The organism is Streptomyces sp. NPDC048392 (assembly GCF_043200575.1).
Lineage (GTDB): Bacteria > Actinomycetota > Actinomycetes > Streptomycetales > Streptomycetaceae > Streptomyces.
Genome location: NZ_JBICYB010000010.1, coordinates 17986 through 44473 on the forward strand (window position 1 = coordinate 17986; position 26488 = coordinate 44473).

Annotated in this window: 19 protein-coding genes and 3 pseudogenes; 5 read left to right on the plus strand and 17 right to left on the minus strand. The window is 71.6% G+C overall.

Annotated features, from left to right (window positions below; translation table 11 throughout):
• Positions 1 to 192 precede the first annotated feature (192 nt).
• The 7 genes from ACGFYH_RS16190 to ACGFYH_RS16220 all read right to left on the minus strand — a co-directional run bounded on the left by ACGFYH_RS16190 (position 193) and on the right by ACGFYH_RS16220 (position 7914).
• On the minus strand, positions 193 to 699 hold the full coding sequence (locus tag ACGFYH_RS16190; RefSeq protein ID WP_393803769.1) for a flavodoxin domain-containing protein: 507 nt from the start codon (positions 697 to 699) through the stop codon (positions 193 to 195).
• 16 nt (positions 700 to 715) lie between these two features.
• Positions 716 to 1447 (minus strand): CBS domain-containing protein, encoded by a 732-nt coding sequence (locus ACGFYH_RS16195; protein ID WP_393803770.1) that lies wholly within the window; start codon positions 1445 to 1447, stop codon positions 716 to 718.
• A gap of 12 nt (positions 1448 to 1459) precedes the next feature.
• Complete coding sequence (locus ACGFYH_RS16200; protein WP_393803771.1) at positions 1460 to 4156, minus strand: GNAT family N-acetyltransferase; 2697 nt, start codon at positions 4154 to 4156, stop codon at positions 1460 to 1462.
• Positions 4157 to 4303: 147 nt separating this feature from the next.
• On the minus strand, positions 4304 to 5167 hold the full coding sequence (locus ACGFYH_RS16205; protein WP_393803772.1) for a universal stress protein: 864 nt from the start codon (positions 5165 to 5167) through the stop codon (positions 4304 to 4306).
• 5 nt (positions 5168 to 5172) lie between these two features.
• Positions 5173 to 6195, minus strand: a complete 1023-nt coding sequence (adhP, locus tag ACGFYH_RS16210) for an alcohol dehydrogenase AdhP (protein ID WP_393803773.1) — start codon at positions 6193 to 6195, stop codon at positions 5173 to 5175.
• Positions 6196 to 6233: 38 nt separating this feature from the next.
• Complete coding sequence (locus ACGFYH_RS16215; RefSeq protein WP_393803774.1) at positions 6234 to 7139, minus strand: universal stress protein; 906 nt, start codon at positions 7137 to 7139, stop codon at positions 6234 to 6236.
• Between the two features lie 145 nt (positions 7140 to 7284).
• Positions 7285 to 7914 carry a hypothetical protein gene (locus ACGFYH_RS16220; protein ID WP_393803775.1) on the minus strand — a complete coding sequence of 210 codons (630 nt, stop codon included), beginning with the start codon at positions 7912 to 7914 and terminating at the stop codon, positions 7285 to 7287.
• Positions 7915 to 8186: 272 nt separating this feature from the next.
• On the opposite strand from ACGFYH_RS16220, the gene ACGFYH_RS16225 reads away from it, so the two are divergent.
• Entirely contained in the window at positions 8187 to 9164 is a 978-nt protein-coding gene (locus ACGFYH_RS16225; RefSeq protein ID WP_393803776.1) for an Acg family FMN-binding oxidoreductase, read from the plus strand.
• A gap of 95 nt (positions 9165 to 9259) precedes the next feature.
• Here the strand turns inward: ACGFYH_RS16225 and ACGFYH_RS16230 are convergent, their stop codons facing one another.
• The 7 genes from ACGFYH_RS16230 to ACGFYH_RS16260 all read right to left on the minus strand — a co-directional run bounded on the left by ACGFYH_RS16230 (position 9260) and on the right by ACGFYH_RS16260 (position 18085).
• Entirely contained in the window at positions 9260 to 9856 is a 597-nt protein-coding gene (locus ACGFYH_RS16230; RefSeq protein ID WP_393803777.1) for an OsmC family protein, read from the minus strand.
• A 264-nt stretch (positions 9857 to 10120) separates the two neighbouring features.
• A complete protein-coding gene (locus ACGFYH_RS16235; protein WP_393803778.1) occupies positions 10121 to 11878 on the minus strand; it encodes a GAF domain-containing protein in 1758 nt (585 codons plus the stop codon).
• 121 nt (positions 11879 to 11999) lie between these two features.
• Entirely contained in the window at positions 12000 to 13025 is a 1026-nt protein-coding gene (gene gap, locus ACGFYH_RS16240) for a type I glyceraldehyde-3-phosphate dehydrogenase (protein ID WP_393803779.1), read from the minus strand.
• Between the two features lie 164 nt (positions 13026 to 13189).
• On the minus strand, positions 13190 to 13888 hold the full coding sequence (locus ACGFYH_RS16245; protein ID WP_393803780.1) for a response regulator: 699 nt from the start codon (positions 13886 to 13888) through the stop codon (positions 13190 to 13192).
• A 93-nt stretch (positions 13889 to 13981) separates the two neighbouring features.
• Positions 13982 to 14734, minus strand: a complete 753-nt coding sequence (pflA, locus tag ACGFYH_RS16250; protein WP_393803897.1) for a pyruvate formate-lyase-activating protein — start codon at positions 14732 to 14734, stop codon at positions 13982 to 13984.
• Positions 14735 to 14739: 5 nt separating this feature from the next.
• Positions 14740 to 16998, minus strand: a complete 2259-nt coding sequence (pflB, locus tag ACGFYH_RS16255) for a formate C-acetyltransferase (RefSeq protein WP_393803781.1) — start codon at positions 16996 to 16998, stop codon at positions 14740 to 14742.
• Positions 16999 to 17140: 142 nt separating this feature from the next.
• Positions 17141 to 18085, minus strand: a complete 945-nt coding sequence (locus ACGFYH_RS16260) for a universal stress protein (RefSeq protein WP_393803782.1) — start codon at positions 18083 to 18085, stop codon at positions 17141 to 17143.
• Between the two features lie 232 nt (positions 18086 to 18317).
• Here ACGFYH_RS16260 and ppdK point away from each other — a divergent pair, with 232 nt between their 5' ends.
• The 3 genes from ppdK to ACGFYH_RS16275 all read left to right on the plus strand — a co-directional run bounded on the left by ppdK (position 18318) and on the right by ACGFYH_RS16275 (position 22238).
• Positions 18318 to 21020: a pyruvate, phosphate dikinase gene (ppdK, locus tag ACGFYH_RS16265; RefSeq protein WP_393803783.1), complete on the plus strand. Its 2703-nt coding sequence runs from the start codon at positions 18318 to 18320 to the stop codon at positions 21018 to 21020.
• Between the two features lie 135 nt (positions 21021 to 21155).
• Positions 21156 to 21536 (plus strand): hypothetical protein, encoded by a 381-nt coding sequence (locus ACGFYH_RS16270; RefSeq protein WP_393803784.1) that lies wholly within the window; start codon positions 21156 to 21158, stop codon positions 21534 to 21536.
• Positions 21537 to 21650: 114 nt separating this feature from the next.
• Positions 21651 to 22238 (plus strand): CBS domain-containing protein, encoded by a 588-nt coding sequence (locus ACGFYH_RS16275; protein WP_393803898.1) that lies wholly within the window; start codon positions 21651 to 21653, stop codon positions 22236 to 22238.
• A gap of 680 nt (positions 22239 to 22918) precedes the next feature.
• Here ACGFYH_RS16275 and ACGFYH_RS16280 read toward each other — a convergent pair.
• The 3 genes and pseudogenes from ACGFYH_RS16280 to ACGFYH_RS16290 all read right to left on the minus strand — a co-directional run.
• A pseudogene (locus ACGFYH_RS16280) lies at positions 22919 to 23104 on the minus strand (hypothetical protein); the annotation flags it as partial.
• A gap of 125 nt (positions 23105 to 23229) precedes the next feature.
• On the minus strand, positions 23230 to 24150 hold the full coding sequence (locus ACGFYH_RS16285; protein WP_393803785.1) for a universal stress protein: 921 nt from the start codon (positions 24148 to 24150) through the stop codon (positions 23230 to 23232).
• 125 nt (positions 24151 to 24275) lie between these two features.
• Positions 24276 to 24784, minus strand: a pseudogene (locus ACGFYH_RS16290) (carbamate kinase); the annotation flags it as partial.
• Between the two features lie 991 nt (positions 24785 to 25775).
• Here ACGFYH_RS16290 and ACGFYH_RS16295 point away from each other — a divergent pair.
• Positions 25776 to 25921, plus strand: a pseudogene (locus ACGFYH_RS16295) (helix-turn-helix domain-containing protein); the annotation flags it as partial.
• Positions 25922 to 26488: the final 567 nt, after the last annotated feature.

Genomic DNA, 26488 nt, shown 5'->3' on the forward strand with positions numbered 1-26488 from the left:
CACGGTCGCCGTTCGACGACCGGGCTTCCGTCGGAACCCGGGTGCCGCAGTCCGCCGTGCACCTCGGAGCCGGTGGCCGGCGTGCCCGGACGGGCCCCTGCCGCTCCTGCCGCCAGGACACGCGCGACAAGCACACCCCTCAGATCCACGTTTCACCCCTGGGGCACGACGGGACCGTACCGCCAGGGCCGTTCACCCGTGTGTCATGGCACCAAGCTCCTCCGCCACACCCGCCGCCCAGTGCTCGATCGCGGCGAAGTCGCGGAAGTCACCGCCCTTGCCGTTGCGAAGGATCATCCGGGCGATGGAGCCTTGCGCGCCTTCGGTGAGGCAACCGCCGAAGGTGACATGCCCGCGGGCGTCGAGCCTGGCTATGGCCCTCTTGACACCCGGCACGGGCGAAATGTCCCGCTGCGAGGCCGTCGAGTCGAGCGGTCCGGAGCTGAAGAACCACACCGGCCGGTGCGCCAGAGCTCCGCGGTGCCGCCGTACGAAGCGCCTGGCGTCCTTGTGCCAGCGCCCGGCGTACAGGGCTCCGCCGACCGCCACAGCCTCATAGGGGTCCAGATCCGTCACCGACCGGGCGGGCAGCACCTCGGCCGTGATCCCCGTCGTCCGCAGCACCTCCGCCACGGTCTCGGCGATCTCCTGCGTCGATCCGTTGGCTGTCCCGTAGGCGACAAGCACCTTCTGCTCCATGGTGGTCCGTCTCCTCTCACAGGCGCCGCAGCCAGTCGTCCGCGACGCCGCCCGGCACGCGCGTGTCGTCCCGGAACTCGGAGTCGTCGAAGCGGTGGGTGAGCCTGTCCACGACGTCGACGACTCCGTCGGTCCTGCGGGTCATGGCCACCGCTATCTCGGTTTCGCTCTTCCGCTCCAGCTGCCCTTCCAGCGTGACGACTCCCTCCGTGACGGTGACGTCGACGCTGCCGTTGACCAGCCACAGTCCGCGTTGCAGCACCTCGCGGATCACTTCCTCGCGGATCTCCGCGTCGGGTCGCAGGAAGGTCTGCAGCAGGTCGTGCCGGGTGACGATGCCGACCAGGCGGTCGTCCTCGTCGAGTACCGGGAGCCGGTTCACCCGGTGCTCGACCATGGTGCGGGCGGCCTCCACGACGGTGTCCTCGGCGTGCACGCTGACGGCGGGCGCGGTCATCAGACGGCCGGCCGTGCGCGCCCTGGCCTTGGCCGCCTGCCGGCGGGCGCGCGGTGTCAGCCGTGCGAGGCGGAACCGCGGGGGTGGTTCGTAGGCGAGCGGCGTCGCGGCCTGATGGAGCATCAGGTCCGTCTCGGAGACGACGCCGATGACGTGCTGGTCGTCGTCCACCACGGGCAGTCCGCTGACGCGGTGTTCCGAGAGCAGCCCCGCGACGGCCTTGAAGGGGGTGCCGCACTCGGCGCGGATCACCTGGGTGGTCATCACGGAGCCGACCTTCTGGTTCCTCATGCCTGTTCCTCCTCAGCGCAGTCGGCGCAGATAGGGGTCCTGCGGCCGACGGGGCAGCAGGCGTATCCGCGCGTCGAGAACGGTGATCCCGCCGGGTGTGGCGAGGACCGGGTTGAAATCGGCTTCGGCGAGCTGCGGCAGGTCCACGGCCATCTTGGACAGCCGGTGGAGTACCTGCTCCAGTCCCTCCAGGTCGACGGGGCCGCCGCCTTGCGTGCCGAAGAGCAAGGGGGCGCAACGCGGGGCGGTGATCAGGTCGTGAACGTCCTGACCGGTGAGCGGGGCGAGACGGGCGGCGTGGTCGGCGAGCACCTCTGTCGCCGTGCCCCCCAGGCCGAAGACGACGAGCGGGCCGAAGACGCCGTCCTGGACGACGCCGGCGAACAGCTCGGTGCCGCGGGATGCGAGCGGCTGGACGACGACTCCGGTCATGAGCCCTTCGAAGCGGGTCCGCAGGTCCTGGAAGGCGGCGCGTACCTGGGCCTCGTCACGCAGGTCGAGGTAGACGGCATGCTGGAGGCTCTTGTGCACGAGTCCGGGCCAGTGTGCCTTGAGGACCACTCGGCCGTCGGTGCCGCGCAGGCGCTCGGCGGCGCGTACGGCGTCGTCCTCGGTCTCGGCCCAGGCCCAGGGCAGCTGAGGGATACCGTAGCAGGAGAGGAGTTCGGCGCAGGCACACGGGTCCAGCCAGCCTCCGTCCGGCTGGCGGGCGAGGAAGTCGTCCGCCAGAGCATGCGCGCGGGAGGTGTCGATGTCGTCCGGGTCCGGCACGGTGACGACGGGCCGGGCGAGCCAGGCGGCCCGACGGGCGGCGTGGGCCAACGCCCGTGCCGCCGCCCGCGGTTCGGCGTACGAGGGGATCGCCTCGCCATCGGTGACGGGCAGCAGGGTGACCGGCAGGTCCTGTTCCAGGCGTACGACGATGACGGGCTTGGCCCGGCGGCCGGGTCCTCGGGTGGCGGCCCGGACCAGGTCGTCGCCCGTCGCGGCGGCGACCGCGGTGGGGACGAGGGCCACCAGGACCGCGTCGACGGACGGATGACCCTCGAGCCGCTCGACGCAGGTGTGCAACGCGTCCTCGGTCACGGCGGCGGTGGCGTCCACGGGGTTGCCGGCGCTCGCTCCGGCGGGCAGCGCGGCGAGCAGGTCGTCGGCCAGTTCGGGGCTGGGCGGGTTGAGGGTCAGGCCGGCTTCGGCGCAGGCGTCGGCGGCCAGGACTCCCGCACCGCCGGCGTTGGTGAGCACGGCGACGCGGGGGCCGGCCGGCAGGGGCTGTGCGTGCAGCAGGGCCGCCGCCTCCAGCAGCTCGCCGACGGAGCGGGTCGCGGTGACGCCGGCCTGGGTGAACAGGGCCTGGCGGGTCATCGTGCCAGTGGCCGCGGCGGCGGTGTGCGAGGCGGCGGCGCGGCGGCCGGCGTCGGTGCGTCCGGCGTCGACGGTCAGTACCGGCATGCGCCGGGTGAGCCGCCGGGCGGTGCGGGAGAAGGCCCGCGGGTTGCCGAAGGACTCCAGGTGGAGCAGGGCGAGGTCGGTGTGGCCGTCGCTCTCCCACCACTGGAGCAGGTCATTGCCGCTGACGTCGTACTTGTCGCCGAGCGAGGCGAACGTGGAGACGCCAATGCCCAGCCGGGACAGTCCCTCCAGCAGGGCGATGCCGATGCCGCCGGACTGTACGGCGACCCCCGCGGTCCCGGCGCGGGGGTGTGCGGCGGCGAAGGTGGCGTCGAAGCGGTACCCGGGAGCGGTGTTGGCCACGCCGAGGCAGTTGGGGCCGACCAGGCGCATCCCGCGAGTCCGGCAGGCGGTGAGCAGGGCCTCGGCCTGCTCCGTGTCCAGTCCGGCGGAGACCACGACGAGGGCGCGTACGCCCGCCTTGCCGCACTCCTTGGCGACGGCCGGCACGGTCCCGGCCGGGCTCGCCACGACGACCAGGTCAGGGACGACGGGAAGGGCGCCGACGCAGGGGTAGGACGGTACGCCGAGGATGGCGGTGGTGGCGGGATTGACCGCGAACAGGCGGCCGGTGAAGCCGTCCTCGTGAAGGTGGTGCAGCAGGGCGCGTCCCACCGAGCCGGGACGGCGGCCGGCCCCGACGACGGCGATGGAGCGCGGCTGCAGCAGCGGCTCCAGGCTGGCCACGTCGGCGGTCCGTCCCCGGGCCTCCGAGGCCGTGAGGTAGGTCTCGTCGACGTGCAGGTCGATGTCGCAGTGCACCTCGGGGCCGTCGAAGTGCCGGGTCACGGTGAGGCCGAGGTCGGCGAAGAGCCGCAGTACCTCGTGGTTGTCGCTGAGGGCGTCGGCGGTGTAGGCGGTGATGCCGTCGGTCCGGGCGGCCGAGACGAGGTGCTCGACGAGCAGGGTTCCTACGCCCCGGTGGTGCAGGCCGTCGGCGACCGCGACGGCGAGTTCGGCGGTGTGCGGCGCGTCGGCGGCGGCGTGGTACTCGACGAGGCCGAGGACCTGTCCGGCGCGTTCGGCGAGCAGGGCCCGGTGTCCGCGCCGGGCCGGCGCGCACACGGTGTCCGCGGCCAGGCCGGCGGAGCGGGAGCCGACTGAGAAGAAGCGCAGGCGGCGGTTGTCCGGTGACATCTCCGCGTAGAGTCCCTCCAATTGGTCGTGGTCCCTGGGCTCGACGGGGCGGATACGGACGGTGGTGCCGTCCGTGAGCAGCGCGTGGACTGCGGGGCGGTGTGGCGTGTCGTCCTTCATGGCGGTTCTCCTTCGAGCCGCTCGGGTCCTTGGCCTGTCGAGCGTCTGTCACGATGTCGGTCGCGCCCAGGGGCCGAGCGGGGATGCCCGCAGGGCCGGTCGGTCCCCGGTCTCCCGCCGGTCGTCCCGGGCGGCACCTCCGGGCGATCACGCCGTGTCGGGTACGACCGCGACCGGACAGGCGGAGTGGTGCAGGAATGTGTGGGCGACCCGGCCGAGGCGGTGCCCGAACTGCCCTGGACGCCGTCGGCCGAGGACCAGCAGGTCCGCCTCGTGCGAGGCGGTCAGCAGCACTCGGCGGGCGGGTCCCTCGGCCGTGTGGCGGCGCAGGCGTACGTCCGCCGGGGCGTCGGCGAGCGCGGCCTCCAGTTCCTTGGCCGCCCGTTCCTCGTGCACCCGCTCGGGCGTGCCCGCGAGCAGCGGGTGGTCGACCGTTTCATGGGTGGGGCATCGCCATGCCCGTACCGCGTCCAGGGCGGCGCCGCGCCGCCGGGCCTCCTCGTAGGCGAAGCGCACCGCCGCGGTGGGTGCGTCGGCCACGCCGACGACTACGCGGCCGCGCCGGCCGCCGGCGGCCCGGTTGTCGTGGTTTCCGCGGATCACGATGACCGGACAGTCCGCCGTCGTGGCCACGGCCAGGCTGACGGAGCCGAGCAGGAGGTCGGCGAGTTCGCCGCGCCCGCGGGTGCCCACGATCACGGCGGAGGCGTTGCGCGCTTCGCGCAGGAGGACGTACTCCGGTTCTTCGGCCACCGCCGCGGTGGTGACGGCGAGGTCCGGGTGGTGACGACGGGCTCGGCGGGTGGCGACGACGAGGATGTCGTCGGAGGTGACGTGACCGGACGGCTTGCCGAGTTCGCGGGCGAGGGAAGCCCCCTCGTAGCGGTCCCAGCGGTAGGCGTGGACGATCCGCAGGGGTACTCCGTGCAGGGCGGCCTCGTCGGCCGCCCAGTCGACGGCCCGCAGGCTCGACTCGGAGCCGTCGACTCCGACGACCATGGGCAGGAACATCGTTCTCAGCCTCCCGCGTTGAGATCGAACACGATCCGGGCCTTGACCTGGCCGCCGAGGACCTCGTCGATGCAGTCGTTCACGGCGGCGAGCGGACGGGTCTCCCGGATGACCTTCGTGCGGCCCTCGGCGTGGAGCTGGAAGACCTCGGCGAGATCCTGCCGGGTGCCGACGATGGAGCCGATGACCGAGGTGCCGTTGAGGACCGTGTCGAAGATCGAGACCTGGAGGGTGCCGTGCGCGGGCAGGGCCACCATGACGAGTTTCCCGCCGCGCCGCAGACCGGAGTTGACGGCCTGGAAAGCGGCCGGGTTCACCGCGAGGGCGAGGGCGGCGTGCGCACCGCCGTGTCGTTTCAGCTCGGCGCCGACGTCCTGGGTGCGGGCGTCGATGACGATGTCCGCACCCAGCTCCCGGGCCAGTTGCAGCTTGTCGTCGGTGACATCGATCGCGGCGACCCGGGCCCCGGCGATCTTCGCGTACTGCACCGCGAGGTGCCCGAGTCCGCCCACGCCCGAGATGGCGACAAGCTGGGCGGGCCGGACGTCCGCGACCTTCAGCGCCTTGTAGGTGGTGACGCCCGCGCAGGTGAGCGGGGCGGCGTCGAGGGCGCTGACGCCCTCGGGCACCGGCTGGGCGAAGTCGGCCCAGGCCAGCATCTTCTCGGCGTACCCGCCGTCGCAGCCGTACCCGGTGTTGACCTGGTCCTCGCACAGGGTCTCCCAGCCGGACCGGCAGTGCTCGCACCGTCCGCACGCCTTGCCGAGCCAGGGCACGGCGACGCGTTGTCCGACGGCGAGGTGGGTAACGCCGGCGCCCAGCTTCTCGACCAGGCCGACGCCCTCGTGCCCGGGGACGAACGGCGGGGTGGGCTTGACCGGCCAGTCGCCGTGCGCGGCGTGGATGTCGGTGTGGCACAGGCCGGATGCCTCGACGGCTACGAGCACCTGCCCCGGACCGGGCTCCGGATCGGGCCTGTCCTCGATGACCAGGGGCTTGCCGAACTCCCGGACGACCGCTGCCTTCATGGTCCTGCTCCTTCTGTGCTTGCCTTCGGTGGGCCGCGTCAGTCGTGCGCGACGACAGCGACGGGGGTGGTGGCGTGGTGCATGACCGCGTGGGCCACGGCGCCGATGTGCATGCCGAACGGGCTGCGGCGGATGCGGCGGCCGACGACGACGAGGGACGCCTCGTGGGCCGCGTCCACCAGGTGGTTGGCGGGGCTGCCGAGCCTGGACTGTTCGGTCACCTCGACGTCCGGGTACTTCTCCCGCCACGGCCGGAGCGCTTCGGTGAGGGCGGCGGCCTGCTCGCGGATGATGTCCTCGCGGGGGTCGACGCCGGCGGCCAGGCTGTAGACGTAGTAGGGCGGCAGGTTCCAGCCCGTGACGACGGTCAGCGTGGCCTCTTGGCGCCGGGCTTCCTCGAACGCGAAGGTGATGACCGTCTCGTCGGGGCTGTCGGTGTCCAGGCCCAGGACCACGGGCCGGAAGCCGGTGGCGGCGGACGGTATGCCGGTGGGGTCCTTGACGTGTTCGTCGGCGGCCTGTTCGCCGGCCCGGACGAGAACAACTGGCACCTCGGCACGGGCGACCACGGACTGGCCGACGGACCCGATCAGGAAACCCGTGAGGCCGCTCAGGGCACGCGAGCCCAGCACCAGCAGTTCCGCGTCGCGAGCGGCTTCGAGCAGCACCTCCGCCGGGGCCCCGGCCCGCTGCTCGGTGGTCACCTCGACGCCGGGGTGTCGCAGCCTCAGCCCTTCGGCGGCTTCCCGGGGGATGCGCTCGGACCAGTGCTGGTGTGTTTCGGCGCCGAGGAGCGGGGCCTGGGCCATGGGCTCCGGTACCGGCTGCCACACGTGAAGCAGCCGTACCGGCACCTGGCGCAGCGCGGCTTCGCGGGCCGCCCACTCTGCGGCTGCCCGGCTCTCGGACGAGCCGTCGAGTCCTACGGTGATCGTGCGGGCCATGCCGGCCACCTCCTGTGTCATTGGTCTGTTCTCAGCGTCTCTTCGGGCGGTGCCGGGGGGCAGGGGCCTGTGGTCCCGGAGTGCGGCCGACGGTCCCTGCCGGCAAGCGGGGGGTCCTTGGGTGGTCCCGCCCCACCAGTCGTGTTCAGCACAGCCACGCGTGGTCGCGGACGATGGGGAGCCGCGCCCACAGTCGGCCCAGCCCGAAGACGTTCCCGGCCGAGACCGCGGCCAGCGCGATCAGCACCACGGCGTACACCAGGTGGTAGTCGGCGAACGGGTTCGTCGACATGCTCGCCGACCCGTCGGACAGGTGCTTGGCCGGCGGCCACTCCGCCACCCACATCAACGCCATCATCACCGTCCCCGCGAAGGCCGCCAGACGCAGCGCCACCCCCGCGGTCAGGGCCAGCCCGATCCCCAGCAGACCCAGCATGAACAGCCAGTCCGCCCACGCCGCCCCCGCCCACGCGTGGAACGTCGACTCCATCGGACCGACCGCCACATGCCCCAGGAAGCCCTCCGTGGGCGAACCACCGTCGACCCAGCCCTTCCCGGACGCGGTGGCGTAACCGAACCCGAACGTCTTGTCCAGGAACGCCCACAGGAACACGAACCCCATCAGCACCCTGGCCGACGCGAACACACAGGCCCGAGCGGTAAACGCGCCGGCCTCCACCGACCCCGCCGCCCTGGGCGCGGGAACGACGCCGTTACGGCGGAACGACGGCAGACGGAAACCCGAACTACGGTGCGTGGACTGGTGCACGGCCATGGCAGTGACTCCTTCAGAGAAGATCCGGCTGGTGCCTGACACCACTCACTCTCCCGGACCCCACCACCCCGCACCCGACGCCGAAGGTCCACACCCCAGGGCCCCAACAGCCCCAATCCACAGGGACCTTCGGCCACCACGGGAAGACAAGGCCGAACGGTGCCGGGCGGTGACCGGATGGCCCCTTACGCGCGGGCCGGCGGGGGGCAAAGGCTGGGAAGGGTTCACCCACCAGCCCAGCCGCCCTCGGACGTGGGCGGGAAGGAGTCCCGATGAGCTCGACGGCCCTCGACGCTCCGGCCGTGGAGCGGTTGATCGCGGCAGCCGTGGCCGCGCCGTCCCTGCACAACACCCAGCCCTGGCGCTTCCGGCTCGATACCGACACCCGCACGGTACGGATCGACGCCGCCGCTGACCGGGCGCTGCGCCACACCGACCCGGTGGGCCGCGCCGTGCATTTGTCCGTGGGCTGCGCGGTCCTCAACCTGCGTGTCGCCGCCGCCCACTTCGGCTGGGAGCCGGTGACCCGGCTGGTCCCGTGCCCGGACCGTCCCGCTCTGCTCGCCACGGTCCGGCTCGCCGAAGCGGTGCGTGGTGCGCCGTCGACCGGCTTGTACGAGGCGGTGTGGCGCCGGCACAGCAGTCGTTTCCCCTTCTCCGGGCGACCGCTGCCGTCGGACCTGCTCGCCGAGCTGGCCGAGGCAGCCCATCTGGAGGGTGCGACCCTGCGTTTCCCGGGGCGCAACGACACCGAGCGGGTGTTGCGCGCCACGAGGGAGGCGGAGTGGCGCAACCGGGCCGACACCGACCGCGCGGCGGAGAGCCGTCGGCTGGTCAGTGGCCCGCACTCCCCGTGGCTGGGGCTCCCGGCAGCGGTTCTCGGCCCGCAGGACGCCCTGGAGCGCATGCCGATGCGGGACTTCGGGGCCCACCGGCACCCGGAGGTGCTGCCCGCCCGCGCCTTCGAGACGCGTCCTACGCTCGCGCTGCTGTCCACGGCACACGACCGGCGGACGGACTGGCTGCGGGCCGGCCAGGCCCTGGAACACGTGCTTCTGCTGGCCACCCGACGCGGGGTGCGCGCGTCGCTTCTTCACCAGGCCATGGAGTGGCCCGATCTGCGCCGGGCCCTCGACGGTCTGCCGGCCGACGGTCCTCGCGTGTACACGCAAATGGTGATCCGGCTCGGGTACGAGGGTCCCGCGTCACCGCGCCGCCCGGTCGAGGAGGTAGTGGAAGCCAACGTGTGACCACGCGTGCCGCCCGGTCCCGTCGACGACGCGACCGGGCGGTGCTCTGCCGAAGTCGGTCAGCGTGAGCACTCCGTGCCCGTCTGCCGCGCGTGTCACCCCGCGTCGACGTGCCCGAGTTCCACGGCCTGTGGTGTCTCCGCACTGTCCGGCTCGCATCGGACGTGCACCCGCATGTCGGGAGCGCCGGCCAGTGTGTTGCTCACCGTGCAGTGCGAGACCACCGCTCGCAGCGCGGTCAGCCGCTCGGCGGGCAGGGACGGGGCGTGGACGGTCATCGACAGGGAGGCGACCCGTGCGGGACGGTCGTCGGCCATGCGGAAGTCCGCCCGGACGGTCAGGCCGTCCCGGCTGAGGCCATGCCGGTCCAGGTACCGGCCCGCGCAGTGCGCGGTGCAGGAGGCCACGGACGCGATGAAGAGTTCCACGGGCGTGGGTGCCGTGTCCCTGCCACCGGCGGTCCATGGCTGGTCAACGGTCAGGACGTGTCCCCGTACCCGCACTTCGAAGGCGTCGCCGGCGACAGGCGTCACGTCGACGCGTCCGGCCGGCCCGTCAGGGGCGGGCTCCACGGCGGCGGCCTGGAAGAGCAGCAGACCGGCCAAGCGCCGCGCCTCCTCGGCCGTCAGCGACAGCCACGGGGCCCGGCTGTCGTGCGGAGCACGGGCAGTGTCCAGGACGACGCGTCCCATGGAAGCCGGAAGATCCTGGGGCGCGAGTCGTGTGACGTTGATGGTGCGTCCGCAGCGGCTGCTCCGCCCACCCGAGCCGGGCCGGCGGGCCGGGCCGGCCGGCCGGGCCGGGCCCGGTCGTCCGCCTCGGCACCTCAATTGGACCGCGGTCGCGGTCCGCCGTCATGGGCCGAGGGACCCGCGCGCCGTATGCCGATGGTCCCAGTGCGGCCGTCCCTGTTCGGCAGGAGCCCTCAAGGTGCCGCTCGCCGCCGGCACCCTGTGTCACCGGGCGGACCGGCCGGGCTGCGCCGTGTCCGGGGACTGCGCCAGCGGCGCGTGCCACACCAGCCGCGTCCCCTTGCCGCCGGGGCTTTCCAGCTCCAGGTCGCCGCCGAGCTTCCGCGCTCGCTCGGCCATGTTGGTCAGACCGCTGCGGCGGCCTCCGTCCGGGATGCCGACGCCGTTGTCCGTGACCGTCAGGCGGACCTGCTTGCCGTCCGTCTCCAGCACGACGTCGGTGCGGTCGGCGCCGGCGTGCCGGGCGACGTTGGTCAGGGATTCTGTGAGGACGGCCATGACGTGGTCGGCGGTCTGGGTCGGCACGTGCGTGTCGAGCAGGCCCTCCATGCGGACGCTGGGAGCGAAGCCGAGGAGCGGGGCGGCCTCGCCGATCGCGCGCACCGCGCGGGAGCGCAGGCCGGGCGCCGCGTCGTCGTCGCGGAAGCGGAGGCCGAAGATCGTCGACCTGATGATCTTGATGGTTTCGTCGAGGTCGTCCACGGCCCGCAGGATCCGCTCGGAGGCCATGGCGTCCTGGACGCGGCGACCGGCGCTCTGCAGGGTCATGCCGGTGGCGAAGAGCCGTTGGATGGCCAGGTCGTGGAGGTCACGGGCGATCCGGTCGCGGTCCTCCAGCAGGGTGATCTGTTCGGCGTCCGCGCGTCGTTCCGCCAGTTCCATCGCGACGGCGGCCTGGGCGGCGAAGACCTGGAGCGGCTCGGTCTCCTTCTCGGAGAACTCCCGGCCGCCGGACTGCCGGACCAGCAGCACCACACCGCGAGCCTCGTCGCCCGTGCCGATCGGCACGGCGACGGCCGGTCCGAGCCCTGCGAAGCGTGGCGGACCGGCGGAGACCCGGGAGTCGCACGAGACGTCCGGGCTGCTGACCGGTGCCCGCCGGACGAACGCCTGCCCGATGAGCGTGCCCTCCGTGGGCAGTACGATCCCGCGCCATGCGTCGGCCTCCTGGCCGATGGCGAGTTCGACGGCGAGGTTGTCGGTTCCGCTCACCGACATGGCCACCACGCTCAGGGCGGAAGCGGTGATCTCCCGGGCACGCTCCGCGATCAGCGCCAGCACACCGCCCTGGTCCGCGCCGGACATCAGGGTGTGAGTGATCTCGGCGTTCACCTGGAGCCAGCGCTCGCGCAGCCGGGACTCCTCGTAGAGACGGGCGTTGTCGATCGCGACGCCGGCCGCCACGGCCAGCGTCGCCAGCACCGACTCGTCGTCCTCGTCGAACTGCTGCCCGCCGCGCTTCTCCGTCAAATACAGGTTGCCGAAGATGTGGTCACGCACCCGGATCGGTACGCCGAGGAAGGTGTTCATCGGCGGGTGGTGGGCCGGGAACCCGTAGGAAGCGGGGTGGTCGGAGAGCTTGGTCAGACGCAGCGGCTCGGGGTGGCGGATCAGCTCGCCCAGGATGCCGTGGCCCTCCGGGTAGGGGCCGATGCGCGCGATCTGCTCCGCGTCGACGCCCACCGTGTGGAAGGCCGACAGCCGCTTGCCGTCCGGACCGATCACCCCCAGCGCCGCGTACTCCGCGTCGACCAGGGCCGCCGCGGCCTCGACGATGCTGCGCAGCGCCTGCTCCAGGTCGAGCTCGCGGCCGACCGACAGCACGGCCTCCAGGAGGCTGTGGACCCGGTCCCGGGTGCCGCGTGCCGCGTCCAGCCGGGCCTGCAGTTCCTCCAGCAGCTCGTCCAGCCGCAGCTGGGGCAGCCGTACCCGTGCCTCGTGGGCCTCGTCGGCGTTCTCCACCGCTGCTCCTCCAACGCCTCACCGCATGTCGGCAGCCTTACCGTGCACCTGCCACGGTAGCGGCTCGAACAGGGAGACGATAAGGGATCAGCGCAGCCGCAGGGCCGGCTGGCCGGAACCGTCAGCTCCGGGGCAGTCGGGCCGCGACGTACGAGGTGAGGTCGAGCAGGCGGTTCGTGTAGCCCCATTCGTTGTCGTACCAGCCGAAGACCTTGACCAGGTCGCCTTGGGTCTGAGTGAGGGGGGCGTCCAGGACGCAGGATGCGGGGTCGCCGACCACGTCGCGGGAGACGATCGGGGCGTCGGACACCCGCAGGACGTCCTTCAGCGGCCCCTCGGCGGCCTCGCGGTAGGCGGCGTTGATCTCCTCCGCGCTCACCGCCCGCTCGAGTACCACGGTCAGGTCGGTCAGCGAGCCGTCCTCGACCGGAACGCGCACGGCGCTGCCGTCCAGCGTGCCCGCCAGCTCGGGCAGGACCAGGCCGACGGCGCGGGCGGCGCCGGTGGTGGTGGGGATGATGTTGACCGCCGCAGAGCGGCCCCGGCGCAGGTCCGTGTGGGGGCCGTCCAGGACCACCTGGTCGTTGGTGTAGCCGTGGATCGTGGTCATCAGTCCCTTGACGACGCCGAAGTGCTCGTCGAGGACCTTGACCATGGGAGCCACGCAGTTGGTGGTGCACGAGGCGTTGGAGATCACGTGGTGGTTCTCCGGGTCGTACGTGCCCTCGTTGACGCCCATGACGATCGTGGCGTCGACGTCCTTGCCGGGCACGGACAGGAGTACCTTGCGCGCGCCGGCCGCCAGGTGCAGGCCGGCCTGGTCGCGGGTGCGGAAGCGGCCGGTGGACTCGATCACCACGTCCACGCCGAGGCCGCCCCAGTCCAGCGCGGCCGGGTCGCGCTCGGCGGTCACCGCGATGCGGTGTCCGTCCACGGTCAGCGAGGTCTCGTCGTGCTCGACGGGGCGGTTCAGCCGGCCGTACGTCGAGTCGTACGTCAGCAGGTGCGCGAGCGCCGCCGGGGAGGTGACGTCGTTGACCGCCACCACCTCCAGCGGCGCTGCCGCGGCGCCGGTGCGTTCCAGGACGCAACGCAGGTAGTTCCGGCCGACCCGGCCGAAGCCGTTGATACCCACTCGCACGGTCATGTCTTCCGTCCTCCCCTTGGTGCGGCGATGCCCGGCGGTGTTCCGGGACCGCTCTCAGCCTGCCGCCCGGGAGTCCGTGCGGGTATGGGCCGGGCGGGGGCGGGCCGTGGGGACCTTCGGCCCCCACGGGACCGGGTGCGGGGCCGAGCGAGGGACTCGGCCCGTTACTGGCCTTCGCCGCGCATCCGGTCGCGTGCCTGGGTGGCGATGACGGCGGCCTGGATACGGCGTTCCACGCCGAGCTTGGCGAGCAGGCGGGAGATGTGGTTCTTGACCGTCTTCTCGGCCAGGTAGAGCCGCTGGCCGATCTGCCGGTTGGTGAGCCCTTCGCCGATCAGTTCGAGGATCTCGCGTTCCCGGTCGGTGAGACCCGGCAGCATCTCCGGCTCCTCGGCCGGCTGCTGCCCGCCGCCCCGCAGCCGTGCCATCAGCTTGGTCGTGGCGCTGGCGTCCAGCAGCGACTGGCCGCGGGCCACCGTGCGCACGGCGGAGACCAGGTCCGAGCCCTGGATCTGCTTGAGGACGTATCCGGCCGCCCCCGCCATGATCGAATCCAGCAGCGCCTCCTCGTCGTCGAAGGAGGTCAGCATCAGGCAGGCCAGGTCCGGCATCTGCGACCGCAGCTCGCGGCAGACGGTCACGCCGTCTCCGTCGGGCAGGCGCACGTCGAGGACGGCCACGTCGGGGCGCAGGGCGGGAACCCGGACCAGCGCCTGTTCCACCGTCGCGGCTTCTCCGACCACGGTGATGTCCGGTTCGTCGTCCAGCAGGTCGTGCACCCCGCGTCGTACCACTTCGTGGTCGTCCAGGAGGAAGACCTTGATCGGGCTTCCCGTGCTGTCGCCCTGCTCGCTGTGCGCCATCGATTGCTCCTCGCAATGCCTCGGTCTGTGTCGGAATCCTTTCTTCCCAGGATGGCCGAGGTCCAGGGCCGGTCGGCCCCGATTTCGCCTGCGTCAGTGGGCCATGAGGCCGCGCTCGCGGAACTGGCCACGCACCCGGTCCACCAGCGCCCGATCGGGGACCGGGGCGTCACGCAGGGGAAAGGGGATGCCCAGAGCGTCGTACTTGGCGGCGCCGAGCTCGTGGAACGGCAGGATGTCGACCCGCTCCACGCAGGCGAGGCCGGAGAGGAATCCGGCGAGTCCGTCGACGGCCTCCTCGTCGTCGGTCCAGCCGGGCACCAGGACGTACCTGATCCACACGCGCTTGCCCAGCCCGTCGAGCCGGGTGGCGAAGTTCAGGGTGGGGGCGAGGGCGCCGCCCGTCAGCTTCCGGTACGTCGGGACGTCGAACGACTTGATGTCCAGCAGCACCAGGTCGGTGTCGGCCAGGAGCGTGTCCGTGGCGCGGGCGCCGAGGAAGCCGGAGGTGTCGAGGGCGGTGTGCAGGCCGGCCTCCTTGCAGCGGCGCAGGACCGCCGCGGTGAAGGCCGGCTGGAGCAGGGGTTCGCCGCCGGTGAGGGTCACTCCCCCGCCGGCCGTGACGAGGAAGTCCCGGTACTTGTCGATCTCCGCCATCACCTCGTCGACGGTGGCCTCCCGGCCGTCTCGCATCTGCCAGGTGTCGGGGTTGGCGCAGTAGAGGCAGCGCAGGGGGCAGCCGCTGGCGAAGAGGACGAAGCGGGTCCCGGGACCGTCCACGCCGGTGGACAGGTCCCAGGAGTGGATGCGGCCGGTGACCGATCCCGCTGCCACGGTCGGGGGCATCGTGCTCACAGCGATCCGTGGAAGGTGCGGCTGATCACGTCGAGCTGCTGCTCGCGGGTCAGGCGGACGAAGTTCACCGCGTAGCCGGAGACCCTGATCGTCAGCTCGGGGTACTTCTCCGGGTGTTCCATCGCGTCCTCCAGCACGGCGCGGTCCAGCACGTTGACGTTCATGTGGAAGCCGCCAGCGGACATGTAGGCGTCGAGGATGCCGACCAGGTGACCGGCCCGCTCCTCGGGGACGTGGCCCAGCCCTTCGGGGGTGATCGTGGTGGTCAGGGAGATGCCGTCGCGTGCCGCCTCGTAGGGCAGCTTGGCCACCGAGAGGGCGGAGGCGGCCACGCCGTGCTTGTCGCGGCCGTTCATCGGGTTGGCGCCGGGCGCGAAGGGCTGTCCGGCGCGGCGACCGTCGGGGGTGTTGCCGGTGTGGTGGCCGTACACGACGTTGGAGGTGATGGTCAGCACCGACTGCGTGTGTTCGGCGTCGCGGTAGGTGGGGTGCTCGCGCACCTTCGCCATGAACGACTCCACCAGGGCGACGGCGATCGCGTCGGCGCGGTCGTCGTTGTTGCCGTACGCCGGGAAGTCGCCCTCGGTGTGGAAGTCCACGGCCAGTCCGGTCGCGTCACGGATGACCTTGACCCGGGCGTGCTTGACGGCGGAGAGGCTGTCGGCGGCGACCGAGAGCCCGGCGATGCCGCACGCCATGAAGCGGTGCACGGGGTGGTCGTGCAGGGCCATCTCGATGCGCTCGTAGGCGTACTTGTCGTGCATGTAGTGGATGACGTTGAGTGCGTCGACGTAGGTCTGGGCCAGCCAGTCCAGTACGCGGTCGTAGGCGGCCGACAGTTGGTCGTAGTCCAGGTACTCGCCGGTCAGCGGGGGCATCTCCGGGGTGATCTGGTCGCCGGTCATCTCGTCCCGGCCGCCGTTGACGGCGTACAGCAGCGCCTTGGCGAGGTTGACGCGGGCGCCGAAGAACTGCATTTGCTTGCCGACCGCCATCGCGGAGACGCAGCAGGCGATGGCGGTGTCGTCGCCGGTGCGCGGGCGCATCAGGTCGTCGGACTCGTACTGGACGGCGCTGGTGTCGATGGACACCTGGGCGCAGAACTCCTTGAAACCGGCCGGCAGGCGGGGCGACCACAGCACGGTCAGGTTCGGTTCCGGTGCGGGGCCGAGGTTGTAGAGGGTCTGCAGGAAGCGGAAGGAGGTGCGGGTGACCAGCGGGCGGCCGTCTGCGCCGATGCCGCCGATGGACTCCGTCACCCAGGTCGGATCGCCGGAGAACAGGGCGTCGTACTCGGGGGTGCGCAGGAAGCGCACGATGCGCAGCTTGATGACGAAGTCGTCGATCAGCTCCTGGACACGCCTCTCGTCGAGGAGCCCCTCGTCGAGGTCGTGCTGGAGGTAGACGTCCAGGAAGGTGGAGGTACGGCCCAGTGACATGGCCGCGCCGTTCTGCTCCTTCACCGCGGCGAGGAAGCCGAGGTAGAGCCACTGAACGGCCTCGTGCGCGGTGGCCGCGGGCCGGGTGACGTCACAGCCGTAGGACGCGGCCATCTCGGCCAGCTCTCCCAGCGCCCGGATCTGCTCGGCGAGTTCCTCGCGGTCGCGGACGACGTCGGCGGTGGACGGCCGGGCGTCCAGCAGGGCCCGCTCGGCACGCTTGGCCTCGGTGAGCCGGTCGGTGCCGTACAGGGCGACGCGGCGGTAGTCCCCGATGATCCTGCCGCGGCCGTAGGCGTCGGGCAGTCCGGTGATGATGCCGACCTTGCGGGCGGCACGCATGGCGGGGGTGTAGGCGTCGAAGACGCCCGCGTTGTGGGTCTTGCGGTAGGTGTCGAACACCTTCGTGACGAACGGGTCGGGCTCGTAGCCGTACGCCTTCAGCCCGTTCTCCACCATGCGCAGGCCGCCGTTGGGCATGATCGCCCGCTTCAGCGGGGCTTCCGTCTGCAGGCCGACGATCAGCTCGCGGTCGCGGTCGATGTAACCGGGGGCGTGCGAGGTGATGGTGGAGGGGGTGGCGGCGTCCACGTCGAGCACGCCCCTGCGCCGCTCCTCCGGGAACAGCGCACTGACCTTCTCCCAGACCGCTCGGGTGCGGTCCGTGGGGCCGGCCAGGAAGGAGGCGTCGCCCTCGTAGGGCGTGTAGTTGGCCTGGATGAAGTCGCGCACGTCGATGCGCTCGCGCCACCCGCTCCCGGCGAACTGCCGCCAGGCGTCGGCGGTCCGGGGGCCGGCTGTCACCGTAGCGGTCATCACAGGTCCTCTCGTCGTACGGTCTTGTCACTGTCGATGCTCGTCGTGCGGGTCCGCGGCGAGGAGTGCCGGACAGGGCACCGGGTGGTCCCGTGCGGCCCCGGCCGGCCGGGACTTTCGGCCCCGACCGGCCGCCGTGGTGTCAGTCGTGCGGAACCACGGCGACGGGACATCCGACATGGTGCAGGACGGCGTGCGTGACCGGCCCCGTGAAGACACCGACCTGGTGATCGAGCCCGCGGCGGCCCACGACCAGGAGGCCCGCGTCCTGAGCGGCCCGCACCAGAACCACCGCGGCGCGCCCCTCGGTGACTGTCTCGGTCACGGGGACGGTCGGGTACTTCTCCCGCCAGGGACGCAGTACCGCCGCCACGGTGCGCTCCTGGTCCGCCAGTGCCTGAGCCTGCGGCCACGGAACGGGAGCCGGGCCCTCCGGAGCCGCGGACACCAGTGGCACGGACGGAACGGGGGCGGGCCGGAAGGCGGTCCGGAAAGCGTGGACCACGGACAGGCCGGTGCCACGCCGGAGGGCGGCGTCGAAGGCGAACTCGATCAGTTCGTCGCAAGGACGGTCCGTCTGCAGCCCCAGGACCACCTGGCGGTAGGGCGTCTGTGGTATCTCCTCGGGGGCGACGCCGTCGGTGGCCGGCAGGTGCTCGTCGGCGGCGGACCGTCCCGCGCGGACCAGGACGACCGGGCGGGCGGACCGGCCGACGACTCGCTGGGACACGGAGCCCGTGAGAAAGCCGCCCACAGGCCCGAGGCCACGGGAACCGAGGACCAGCAGGTCGGTGTCGTCCGCGGCCTTGAGCAAGCCGGTCACCGTGGAGTCGCACACGAGTCGGCCGGTGATCCGTAGCCCTGGGTGGGCGGCCCGGACACTGCGTACTGCCTCGCCCAGGAGCTGCTCGGCCCAGTCGCGCTCGGTGCTGTCCATGGGGACATACGGCGCGGGGTGGGGGTGGCTGTGCCAGACGTGGATCACGCCGAGTCCGGTTCCTCGCCGCTGAGCCTCCTGGGCAGCCCAGTGTGCGGCGGCTAGTCCTTCGGTCGATCCGTCGATCCCCACCACGATGTCGTGCGGCATGACGTGTCCCCTCCCTGGTCGTCGGAATCCGATGGCTTCGAGCCTCGGCCCGGCCGTGCCGGTGGCCCACGGGCCGTACAGCCCCGGCAGGGCGCCGATGGTCCCTCCTGAATGGCAAGGGCTCATCGGGGGCCGACCGGTCCCTCACGCGGGACGGCCGGCACCTCGCGTCGGGCCCGCCCCCGTCCGACGCTGGAGTCATCACGCCCCAACGCTTGAGGAGCGCAGCGTCATGGTCCGTTACGTGTACGACTTCACCGAGGGAGGCCGTGACATGGCCGATCTCCTCGGCGGCAAGGGATCGAACCTGGCGGAGATGACCCGGCTCGGGCTTCCCGTACCGCCGGGATTCACCCTCATCACCGAGGCGTGCCGCGCCTTCCTGGAGACAGGTAGCGAACCCGCGAGCCTGTGGGAGGAGGTCTCCGCACACCTGGCGGGCCTCGAAGCCTCCGCCGGCCGTTCGCTGGGGCAACCGGACGACCCGCTGCTGCTGTCCGTCCGCTCCGGCGCGAAGTTCTCCATGCCCGGCATGATGGAGACGATCCTCGACATCGGCCTCAACGACGACTCCGTCCTCGGGCTTGCCAAGGTCTCCGGCAACGAACGCTTCGCCTGGGACTCCTACCGCCGCCTCGTCCAGATGTTCGACAGCACGGTCATGGGCGTCGACTCCTCCCGCTTCGAGCGTTCCCTCGCCCTCCTCAAGGACCTGCGCGGCGTCCAGGACGATGTGCACCTGACGGCATCCGACCTGGCCGAGCTGGTCGAGACGTACAAGAACCTGATCCACCTGGAGACAGGTGACCACTTCCCCCAGTCCCCCACCGAGCAGCTGCGCCGGGCAATCCTGGCGGTCTTCGAGTCCTGGAACGGCGAACGCGCCCGCCTGTACCGGCGCCGCGAGCACATCGCCGACGATTTGGGTACCGCCGTCAACGTCCAGCGCATGGTCTTCGGCAACCTCGGGGCCGACTCCGGCAGTGGCGTCGCCTTCACCCGCGACCCGGCCACCGGCCGTTCCGGCCTGTACGGCGACTACCTGCCCGACGCGCAGGGCGAGGACGTCGTCGCCGGCATCCGCAACACCGTGCCGCTGACCGAGCTGAAGCGCCTGGACGCCAGGTCCTACGACGGGCTGCGCACGCACATGCGCACCCTGGAACGCCACTACCGGGATCTGTGCGACATCGAGTTCACCATCGAACGCGGCACCCTGTGGATGCTCCAGACCCGGGTCGGCAAGCGCACCGCCGAGGCCGCCTTCGTTCTCGCCGCCGAGCTGGCCGACGAAGGGCTCATCACCCCGGACGAGGCGCTGGCCCGGGTGAGCGGCGAGGGCCTGGCCCGGCTGATGTTCCCGCGCTTCGACGCCTCCGCGACCGGTACCGCGCTCGCCCACGGCGTCCCTGCCTCTCCCGGCGCGGCGGTCGGGACCGTGGTCTTCGACTCCGCCCAGGCGGTGCGCCGCGCCGCGGCCGGCGAGAAGGTGGTCCTGGTCCGTCAGGAGACCACCCCGGACGACCTGCCCGGCATGATCGCCGCTCAGGCGGTCCTCACCAGCCGGGGTGGCAAGACCAGCCACGCGGCCGTCGTCGCCCGCGGCATGGGCAAGGTCTGCGTGTGCGGCGCCGAGGAGCTCACCGTGGACACCGAGGCCCGGCGCTTCACCGCCGCGGACGGCACCGTGGTCGAGGAGGGCACAGTCGTCTCGGTGGACGGCTCCGCAGGAGCGGTGTACGCCGGTTCGGTGCCGCTGGTGGACTCGGCGGTGATCCGGTATCTGGAGGACGCCCGGGGCGGCGGTGGCTCGCAGGGCGTGGACGTGGTCGACGCGGTGGCCCGGGCGTTGGCCCGCGCCGACACCGTGCGGCGGCTGGAGGTGCGGGCCAACGCCGACACCCCGGAGGACGCCGTCCGGGCCCGCCGGTTCGGAGCGCAGGGCATCGGCCTGTGCCGCACCGAGCACATGTTCCTCGGTGACCGCCGCAAGCTGGTCGAGCAGATGATCCTGGCCGGCACGGACGCCGAGCGCGACCGGGCCCTGGCGGACCTCCTGCCGCTGCAGCGGCGGGACTTCGTCGGCATCCTGGAGGCCATGGACGGTCTGCCGGTCACCATCCGGCTGCTGGACCCGCCACTGCACGAATTTCTGCCCGACCACACCGAACTGGCGGTGCGGATCGCCACCGCTCAGGCCCGTGGCGAGGAGCCGGACACGCACGACGTCGAACTGCTCGGCGCGGTGAACCGCATGCACGAGGAGAACCCGATGCTCGGGCTGCGCGGCGTACGCCTGGGCCTGGTCGTGCCCGGCCTGGTCGCCATGCAGGTCCGGGCGATCGGTGAGGCCGTGACCGAGCGCCTGCTGGCCGGTGGCACACCCAAGGCGGAGATCATGGTCCCGCTCGTCGGTGACGTCCGCGAACTGCGCCTCGTGCGCGCGGAGGTGCAGCGGGTGCTGGCCGAGATCTCACGGGCGGCCGGAGTCGTCCTCGACTGCCCGGTCGGCACCATGATCGAGTTGCCCAGGGCCGCCCTGACCGCGGGCCGGATCGCCGAGGAAGCCGAGTTCTTCTCCTTCGGCACCAATGACCTGACCCAGACGACCTGGGGCTTCTCCCGCGACGACGTCGAGGCGGAGTTCTTCTCCGCCTACCTGGACAAGGGCGTCTTCTCCACCTCCCCCTTCGAGGCGCTCGACCGCGAGGGGGTCGGCCGACTGGTGAACATCGCGGTCGCCGAGGGCCACGCCACCCGCCCGGACCTCAAGATCGGGGTGTGCGGTGAGCACGGCGGCGACCCCGACTCGGTGCACTTCTTCCACACCGCCGGACTGGACTACGTCTCCTGCTCGCCGTTCCGGGTGCCGGTGGCGCGGCTGGAGGCGGGGCGGGCGGCGCTGGAGGAAACCGAGGGGAGCGACAGCAGGTGAACCGCGGGGCGGGGCCGCTCGGCCCTCGTGCCGGGGACCGGCCGCTCCTCCCTCCGGGACCGGTCGCCCCTGGGAGGGGAGCGACCGGCGCAGCAGGCTTGAGGCGACGCAGAACGATCGCAGGGAGTGGAACACATGACCGCCAAGGACATCGGTACCCGTGAGACCGCCGCTGTGCTGGTCCGCGCCGACGGCGAGGTGCACGAGGAATCTCTCGCCTACCTCCACGAGAAGGTCGCCGCCGCTCTGGACCGACCCGGCCTGCCGCCCGTGAACGGTGAGGTGCGCGTACGGCGGGCATCGGCCCACCATGTGGAACTGCCCTGGTCCGGCCGCACCGACATCCGGGTCGGCACCGACCTCGTCGTCGTCCACGCGCGCGAGGCGAGCGCCCGCGAACTCGCCGACCGGCTCCACGACCGGCTGCGCTCCGCCACCGAACGCGTCACCCACCGAAGCGACACCACCCGCCGGACGGACGCCCCGCCCCCGTGGCGCGGCGGCCCGCAGAAGTAGGCGCCACACGGCGCCCGCCCGACCTGGCGGGGAGCCGGAGCCGAACCGGGCTCCGGCCCTCCCCCGCGCTCGCAAAGGAGATCCGCCGTGACCGCTCACATCGTCGGCGAGGTAATGACCAGAGACGTCGTCCACGCCCGCCGGACGACACCGTTCAAAGAGGTCGTCCGGTTGCTCGACCACCACCGGATCAACGGACTGCCGGTGGTCGACGCCGACGACAAGGTCCTCGGCGTCCTGTCCGGCAGCGACCTCGTACGCAACCAGGCGCACCGGGACGGCCCCGCTCCGCCGCAGTCCGTGACGGCGGGCGACGTGATGTCGAGCCCCGCCATCACCGTGCACCCCGAGCAGACCGTGCCGGACGCCGCCCGGCTCATGGAGCGCCGCGGCGTCGAGCGACTGCCCGTGGTCGACGAGGCCGACCGCCTCATCGGCATCGCCACCCGCCGTGACCTGCTACGGGTCTTCCTGCGCGCGGACGACGACATCCGCCGCCAGGTGACCGAGGAGATCGTCGTGACTGCGATAGGGCTGCCGTCCGACGCGGTCTGCGTCGCTGTCCGCGACGGCGTCGTCACCCTCGACGGCCGGGTGGAAGCGCGTAGCCAGGTGCCGGAACTCGTGCACGCCGTCTGGCGGCTCGACGGCGTGGTCGGCGTGGTGAACGGCCTTGGCTTCCGCATCGACGACCGCGAGTAGCCCACCCCGTCCCACCGGACCGGGAGCCCGTGACCTCAGCGGCCGGCGCCGACGTGCGGCGGGCCGGGCGGGCCGGCCGTGCCGGGGCCGACGGTCCCTGCCCAGCCGGGCCGGACGGACTCGAGAGGGGCCCTTCGGCGCCTGCCAGGGCACCGGGATCCGTCGGAGAGTGGAGCCAGGGAGGGGCGCCCGTCCCCCCGCGGTGTCCCTCCCGTCCCGAGCCGCCGCATGAGCACGGCGGTCCCTGACAACGGAGGCACACCACCATGGCCCGACCGCTGGGCCATGCGATGGCCTGTGTGAACCGCAGGGCCACTCCTCGCCGATCCGCCTCACGCGCCGCGAAGTCCACGACCGCGGAAACATCACACGAGCTGTCCAATACCATCACGACCGGGCCGTCCATGACGATCCCCCCTCCCTCGCGGACCGGCCGACGGCGCAGCCCCGCTTACTCGACGAGAGGCTGCTACGGCGCCCCATTCCGGCACAGGGGCCGAACGGGCCGGCCCTCCGCCGTACGGCCCCGAGGTGCAGCGCCCCTGGTCCGAGGCCGGGCCGCCCGCCGGGACCGTTGTCAACCGAGTACGTCGGCGAGAGCGCACCGAGGCAGAGCCGGGACGCGTGGCGCGTGTCCGAGGCGCAGGACCACCTGCGGGAGCTGCCCGGCGGTGAGAGCCCCACTCCGCCACCCACATCAACGCCATCATCACCGACCCCGCGAAGGCCGCCAGACGCAGCGCCACCCCCGCCGTCAACGCCAGCCCGATCCGCAGCAGACCCAGCATGAACAGCCAGTCCGCCCACACCACCCCGGCCCACGAGTGGAACGTCGACTCCATCGGACCGACCGCCACGTGCCCCAGGGCCACCGGCGATGAAACAGCCCGCCTGCACGCGGCGCGTCACGCGCACCGCGTACAGGCGGGCTGAGGAACGGACAGGGAAGGTCTCCCTCGTTGCGTTCGCTGTCCTGGGCAGTCCTTCTCGGTCAGTCGTGCGAGATCACCGCCACCGGAGCGACGGCATGATGCAGCAGCGCCTGGGTCACCGGACCGATATGAGCACCTACCGCCGCCCGACGGTTCTGCCTGCCCACCACCACGAGGGCGGCGTCGTAGGAGGCGTCGACCAGGTGGCGCCCGGCACCACCGATCGTGGCCTGCGCGTGAACCTCCACAGCGGGGTACCTGTCCTGCCACGGTCGCAGGAGGTCGGACAGTTTGCTCCGTACCTGCTTGACCATGCCGTCGTTCAGATCGGGCATGAGCGCACCGCCGTAGTAGTAGGGCGGCAGCGTCCAACCGTGAATGATCCGTATGCGTGCGGCGCGCCGTGAAGCCGCGTGGAACGCGAAGTCGATCACCGCGTCATTGGGCTCATGCAGATCCAGGCCCAGGACGACGTCACGGTGGCCGGAGACGGCGCAGACCTCGCGTGCCGAGGTCTTCGGCGTCGCCTCCTCCTCGCTGTGCTCGGCAGCACGGACGAGGACGACGGGCCGCTCGCACGAGGCCAGGACGGCATGGGAGACGGAACCGAGCAGGTATCCCGCCGCCTTGCTCAGTCCGCGGGAGCCCAGTACCAGCAGTTCAGCCTCCTCGGTGGCCTTCAGCAGAGCCGGGACGGGCAGACCGGCGATCTCGTCCGCGTCGATCCGCAGCCCGGGGCAGGTCTCGCCGACGCGGGAGCGTGCCTGGGCCAGCAGGTGCTGTGCCGATGCCCGCTGGAGGTCGCTCGGCGGCACCGGTACGCCGAGTCCGGTCGCAGGTGCGAAGGCGGGGGCTTGCCACTCCCACGCGGTCACGAGCCTCAGAGGCAGGTCCCTGAGCTGTGCCTCGTGCGCGGCCCAGTCTGCGGCAGCCAGGCTCGCCGGCGAACCGTCCAGTCCGACGGTGATGGTGCGGGTCATGGAAATCCTCCTTCAGTCTGCTTCGAGTCTTGGTCCCGTCAGGCGGTGACAGCAGAGGCCACTGGCCCCTGGCCAGGAGCCGACCGTCCCGGAATCCGGCTCTCCGGTGCGCCGCCTGCTGCTTGTCATCCGATGGGGAGTTCGGGTCGTACGAGCGTCCCCGATGTTCCGTGGACGATGGCGTACGCGGCGTCGAGGGCTCCGACAGCGAGCAGGCCACCGGCCCGTTCCACGAACCGGGCAGCGGCCTCGGTCTTGGGCTTCATCGACCCCTCGGGGAAGGCCCTGTCCCGAAGTTGAGGGGTTACGTCGAGCACGGGCTGCTGGCGAGGCGAGCAGGGAAGCGGCGGTGAAGTCCTCGTCCACGACGGCTTCGACTCCGGTCAGCGCCCCGGTGTCGTGATCGGCCGTGACGGGGGCGCCTTTGCCGCCGGCGCAGACGACCAGCGTTCGCTGCTCGGCAGGGCGTGGACGGTGTCCGTCTCCACGACGGCCTCCGGCGCTGGGGACGGGACGACGCGGCGCCATCTCGTGGTGTCCTTGGCGATGTGCCAGCCGCGCTTGCGGGCGAGGACGTGCGCGCCACCTCCCGCGAATAGACCCGGCCGACGAACTTGGGGGGGCGCTCGAAGGCGATCCGTGCTGGGCACCAAGGTGTCCAGGAGCGCAGGAAGTCGGCCAGGCCCGGATAGACGGCGGAGGCGTCCCGGTCGGCCGTGGTCAGGACGGTGTCCAGTGCATGTACGTCCGTGTGCCGGGGAGCCGGACCGCCGTCTTCTCCGCATAGATCTGCGTCAAGCGCTCGATTGCATCGTCCTGCGTGGTAAAGCCGCCCCCCTCGACCTGCTCCCCCCGACCATTGCTTGAAACGGACCGTGAACGGGTGCGGGCACCGCGTCGGCCTGGCACGGCCGCGGTCCTTGCAGAACGACCCATACAGCGAGCGAGCTGACGAGCCACGTGACGCACCTTCCAGACGGGAGCCGGGCATCTGCGCCCAGGCAACCCGCCGCGACGGTCACCAAGTCAGCAAGCCAGGACGCCCTCGCGCCCGATGCTGACCGTTTGCTGACCTGAGCGGCCCTACTGCACCTCTGACCTGCACAAACGCCCAAATGCTAGATCTTGGACTTGAACAGAGTACGCAGCACTTTGGACTCCTAGAAGACGGCTCCCCGCCTGCTTTCTGCAGGTCAGGGGCGTTGTTCACTGTACATCAGCCCTCCTCGAACTCGAAGATTCCAAGGAACATCGCTCACTCGGGCAGGAAGACTCCTCGCCCGCGCTTCCGCGTAGAATCACGCTGCTACACCATCGTCGCCCAAGCACCCGCTCGAGCACCTGCTTCGGAGTGCGCGAGGACTCGTGCCGACCAGATGCTGACTTACCTGACGATGCGAGGGGTAAGCACTTCGTTGAGCACCGAGCTGTCCTCCGCATCGACCTGGAGATCGTTCAACGCAGCCAGCAGCTGGGACTTCATTCGACCCCGAAGCATTGGACTAGGGGTTCTGTCCCGGGAGGTTGTGGACAGTGACAGGCGTCACGGCTGAGCGATCTTGAAATGGGTGAGGGCCTTTCGGTTCGGTGTGGATTGCGACGTCTACACCAACAGAAAGGCCCTCGTGCCCCACCGTAATGCACCCTGACCGAGACCGGACGCCTGCGCCTGGCCCGCTGCGTCGTCGAGGACGGCTGGCCGCTGCGCCGGGCCGCCGAACGCTTCCAGGTTTCACCCACCACCGCCCAGCGGTGGGCCGACCGCTACCGGCACCAGGACGAGGACGTTGGTGCCGAGTTCTCCCGCTGTGATCCAGGTCCGCGGGTTGGAGGAGTGGACGATCCACAGAGGGAGTTCCGATTGATGGGGGGCGCGGGTACGTGCCCTCGCCGACGAAGCCCTGGGTCGCGTGGAAGAAGGTGACGTCGACGGGTTCCGGCAGGGGTTGCGGCACGTACTCCGTGAGCAGCCGGACGTTCTGGTTGAAGGCTTCGTTGGTGCGGCGCAGCAGCATGACGGCCGGATTTCCTGGTCGCGCTCACTGATCCTTCTGCCGTCGACGCACGCGTATCGTCCGGTGCTGTTCGCCGACGTCCGCAAGCGGCGCGACACCGCACTGGCCTATCCCGTGGGACAGCCGGAAGCCGAGCCCGCGGCCACCGAGTTTCCGCTCGGCCCGGTCATGGGCCGCACCCGGCTCGCGCTCCTCAAATCTCTGGGCCCGGCCCGTACGACCGCCGAACTGGCGAAACTCCACGCGCTCACCGCCGGATCGATCTCCTACCATCTGACCCGACTGCACACCGCCGGGGCCGGACCGTCTACTGTCGCCGCTCC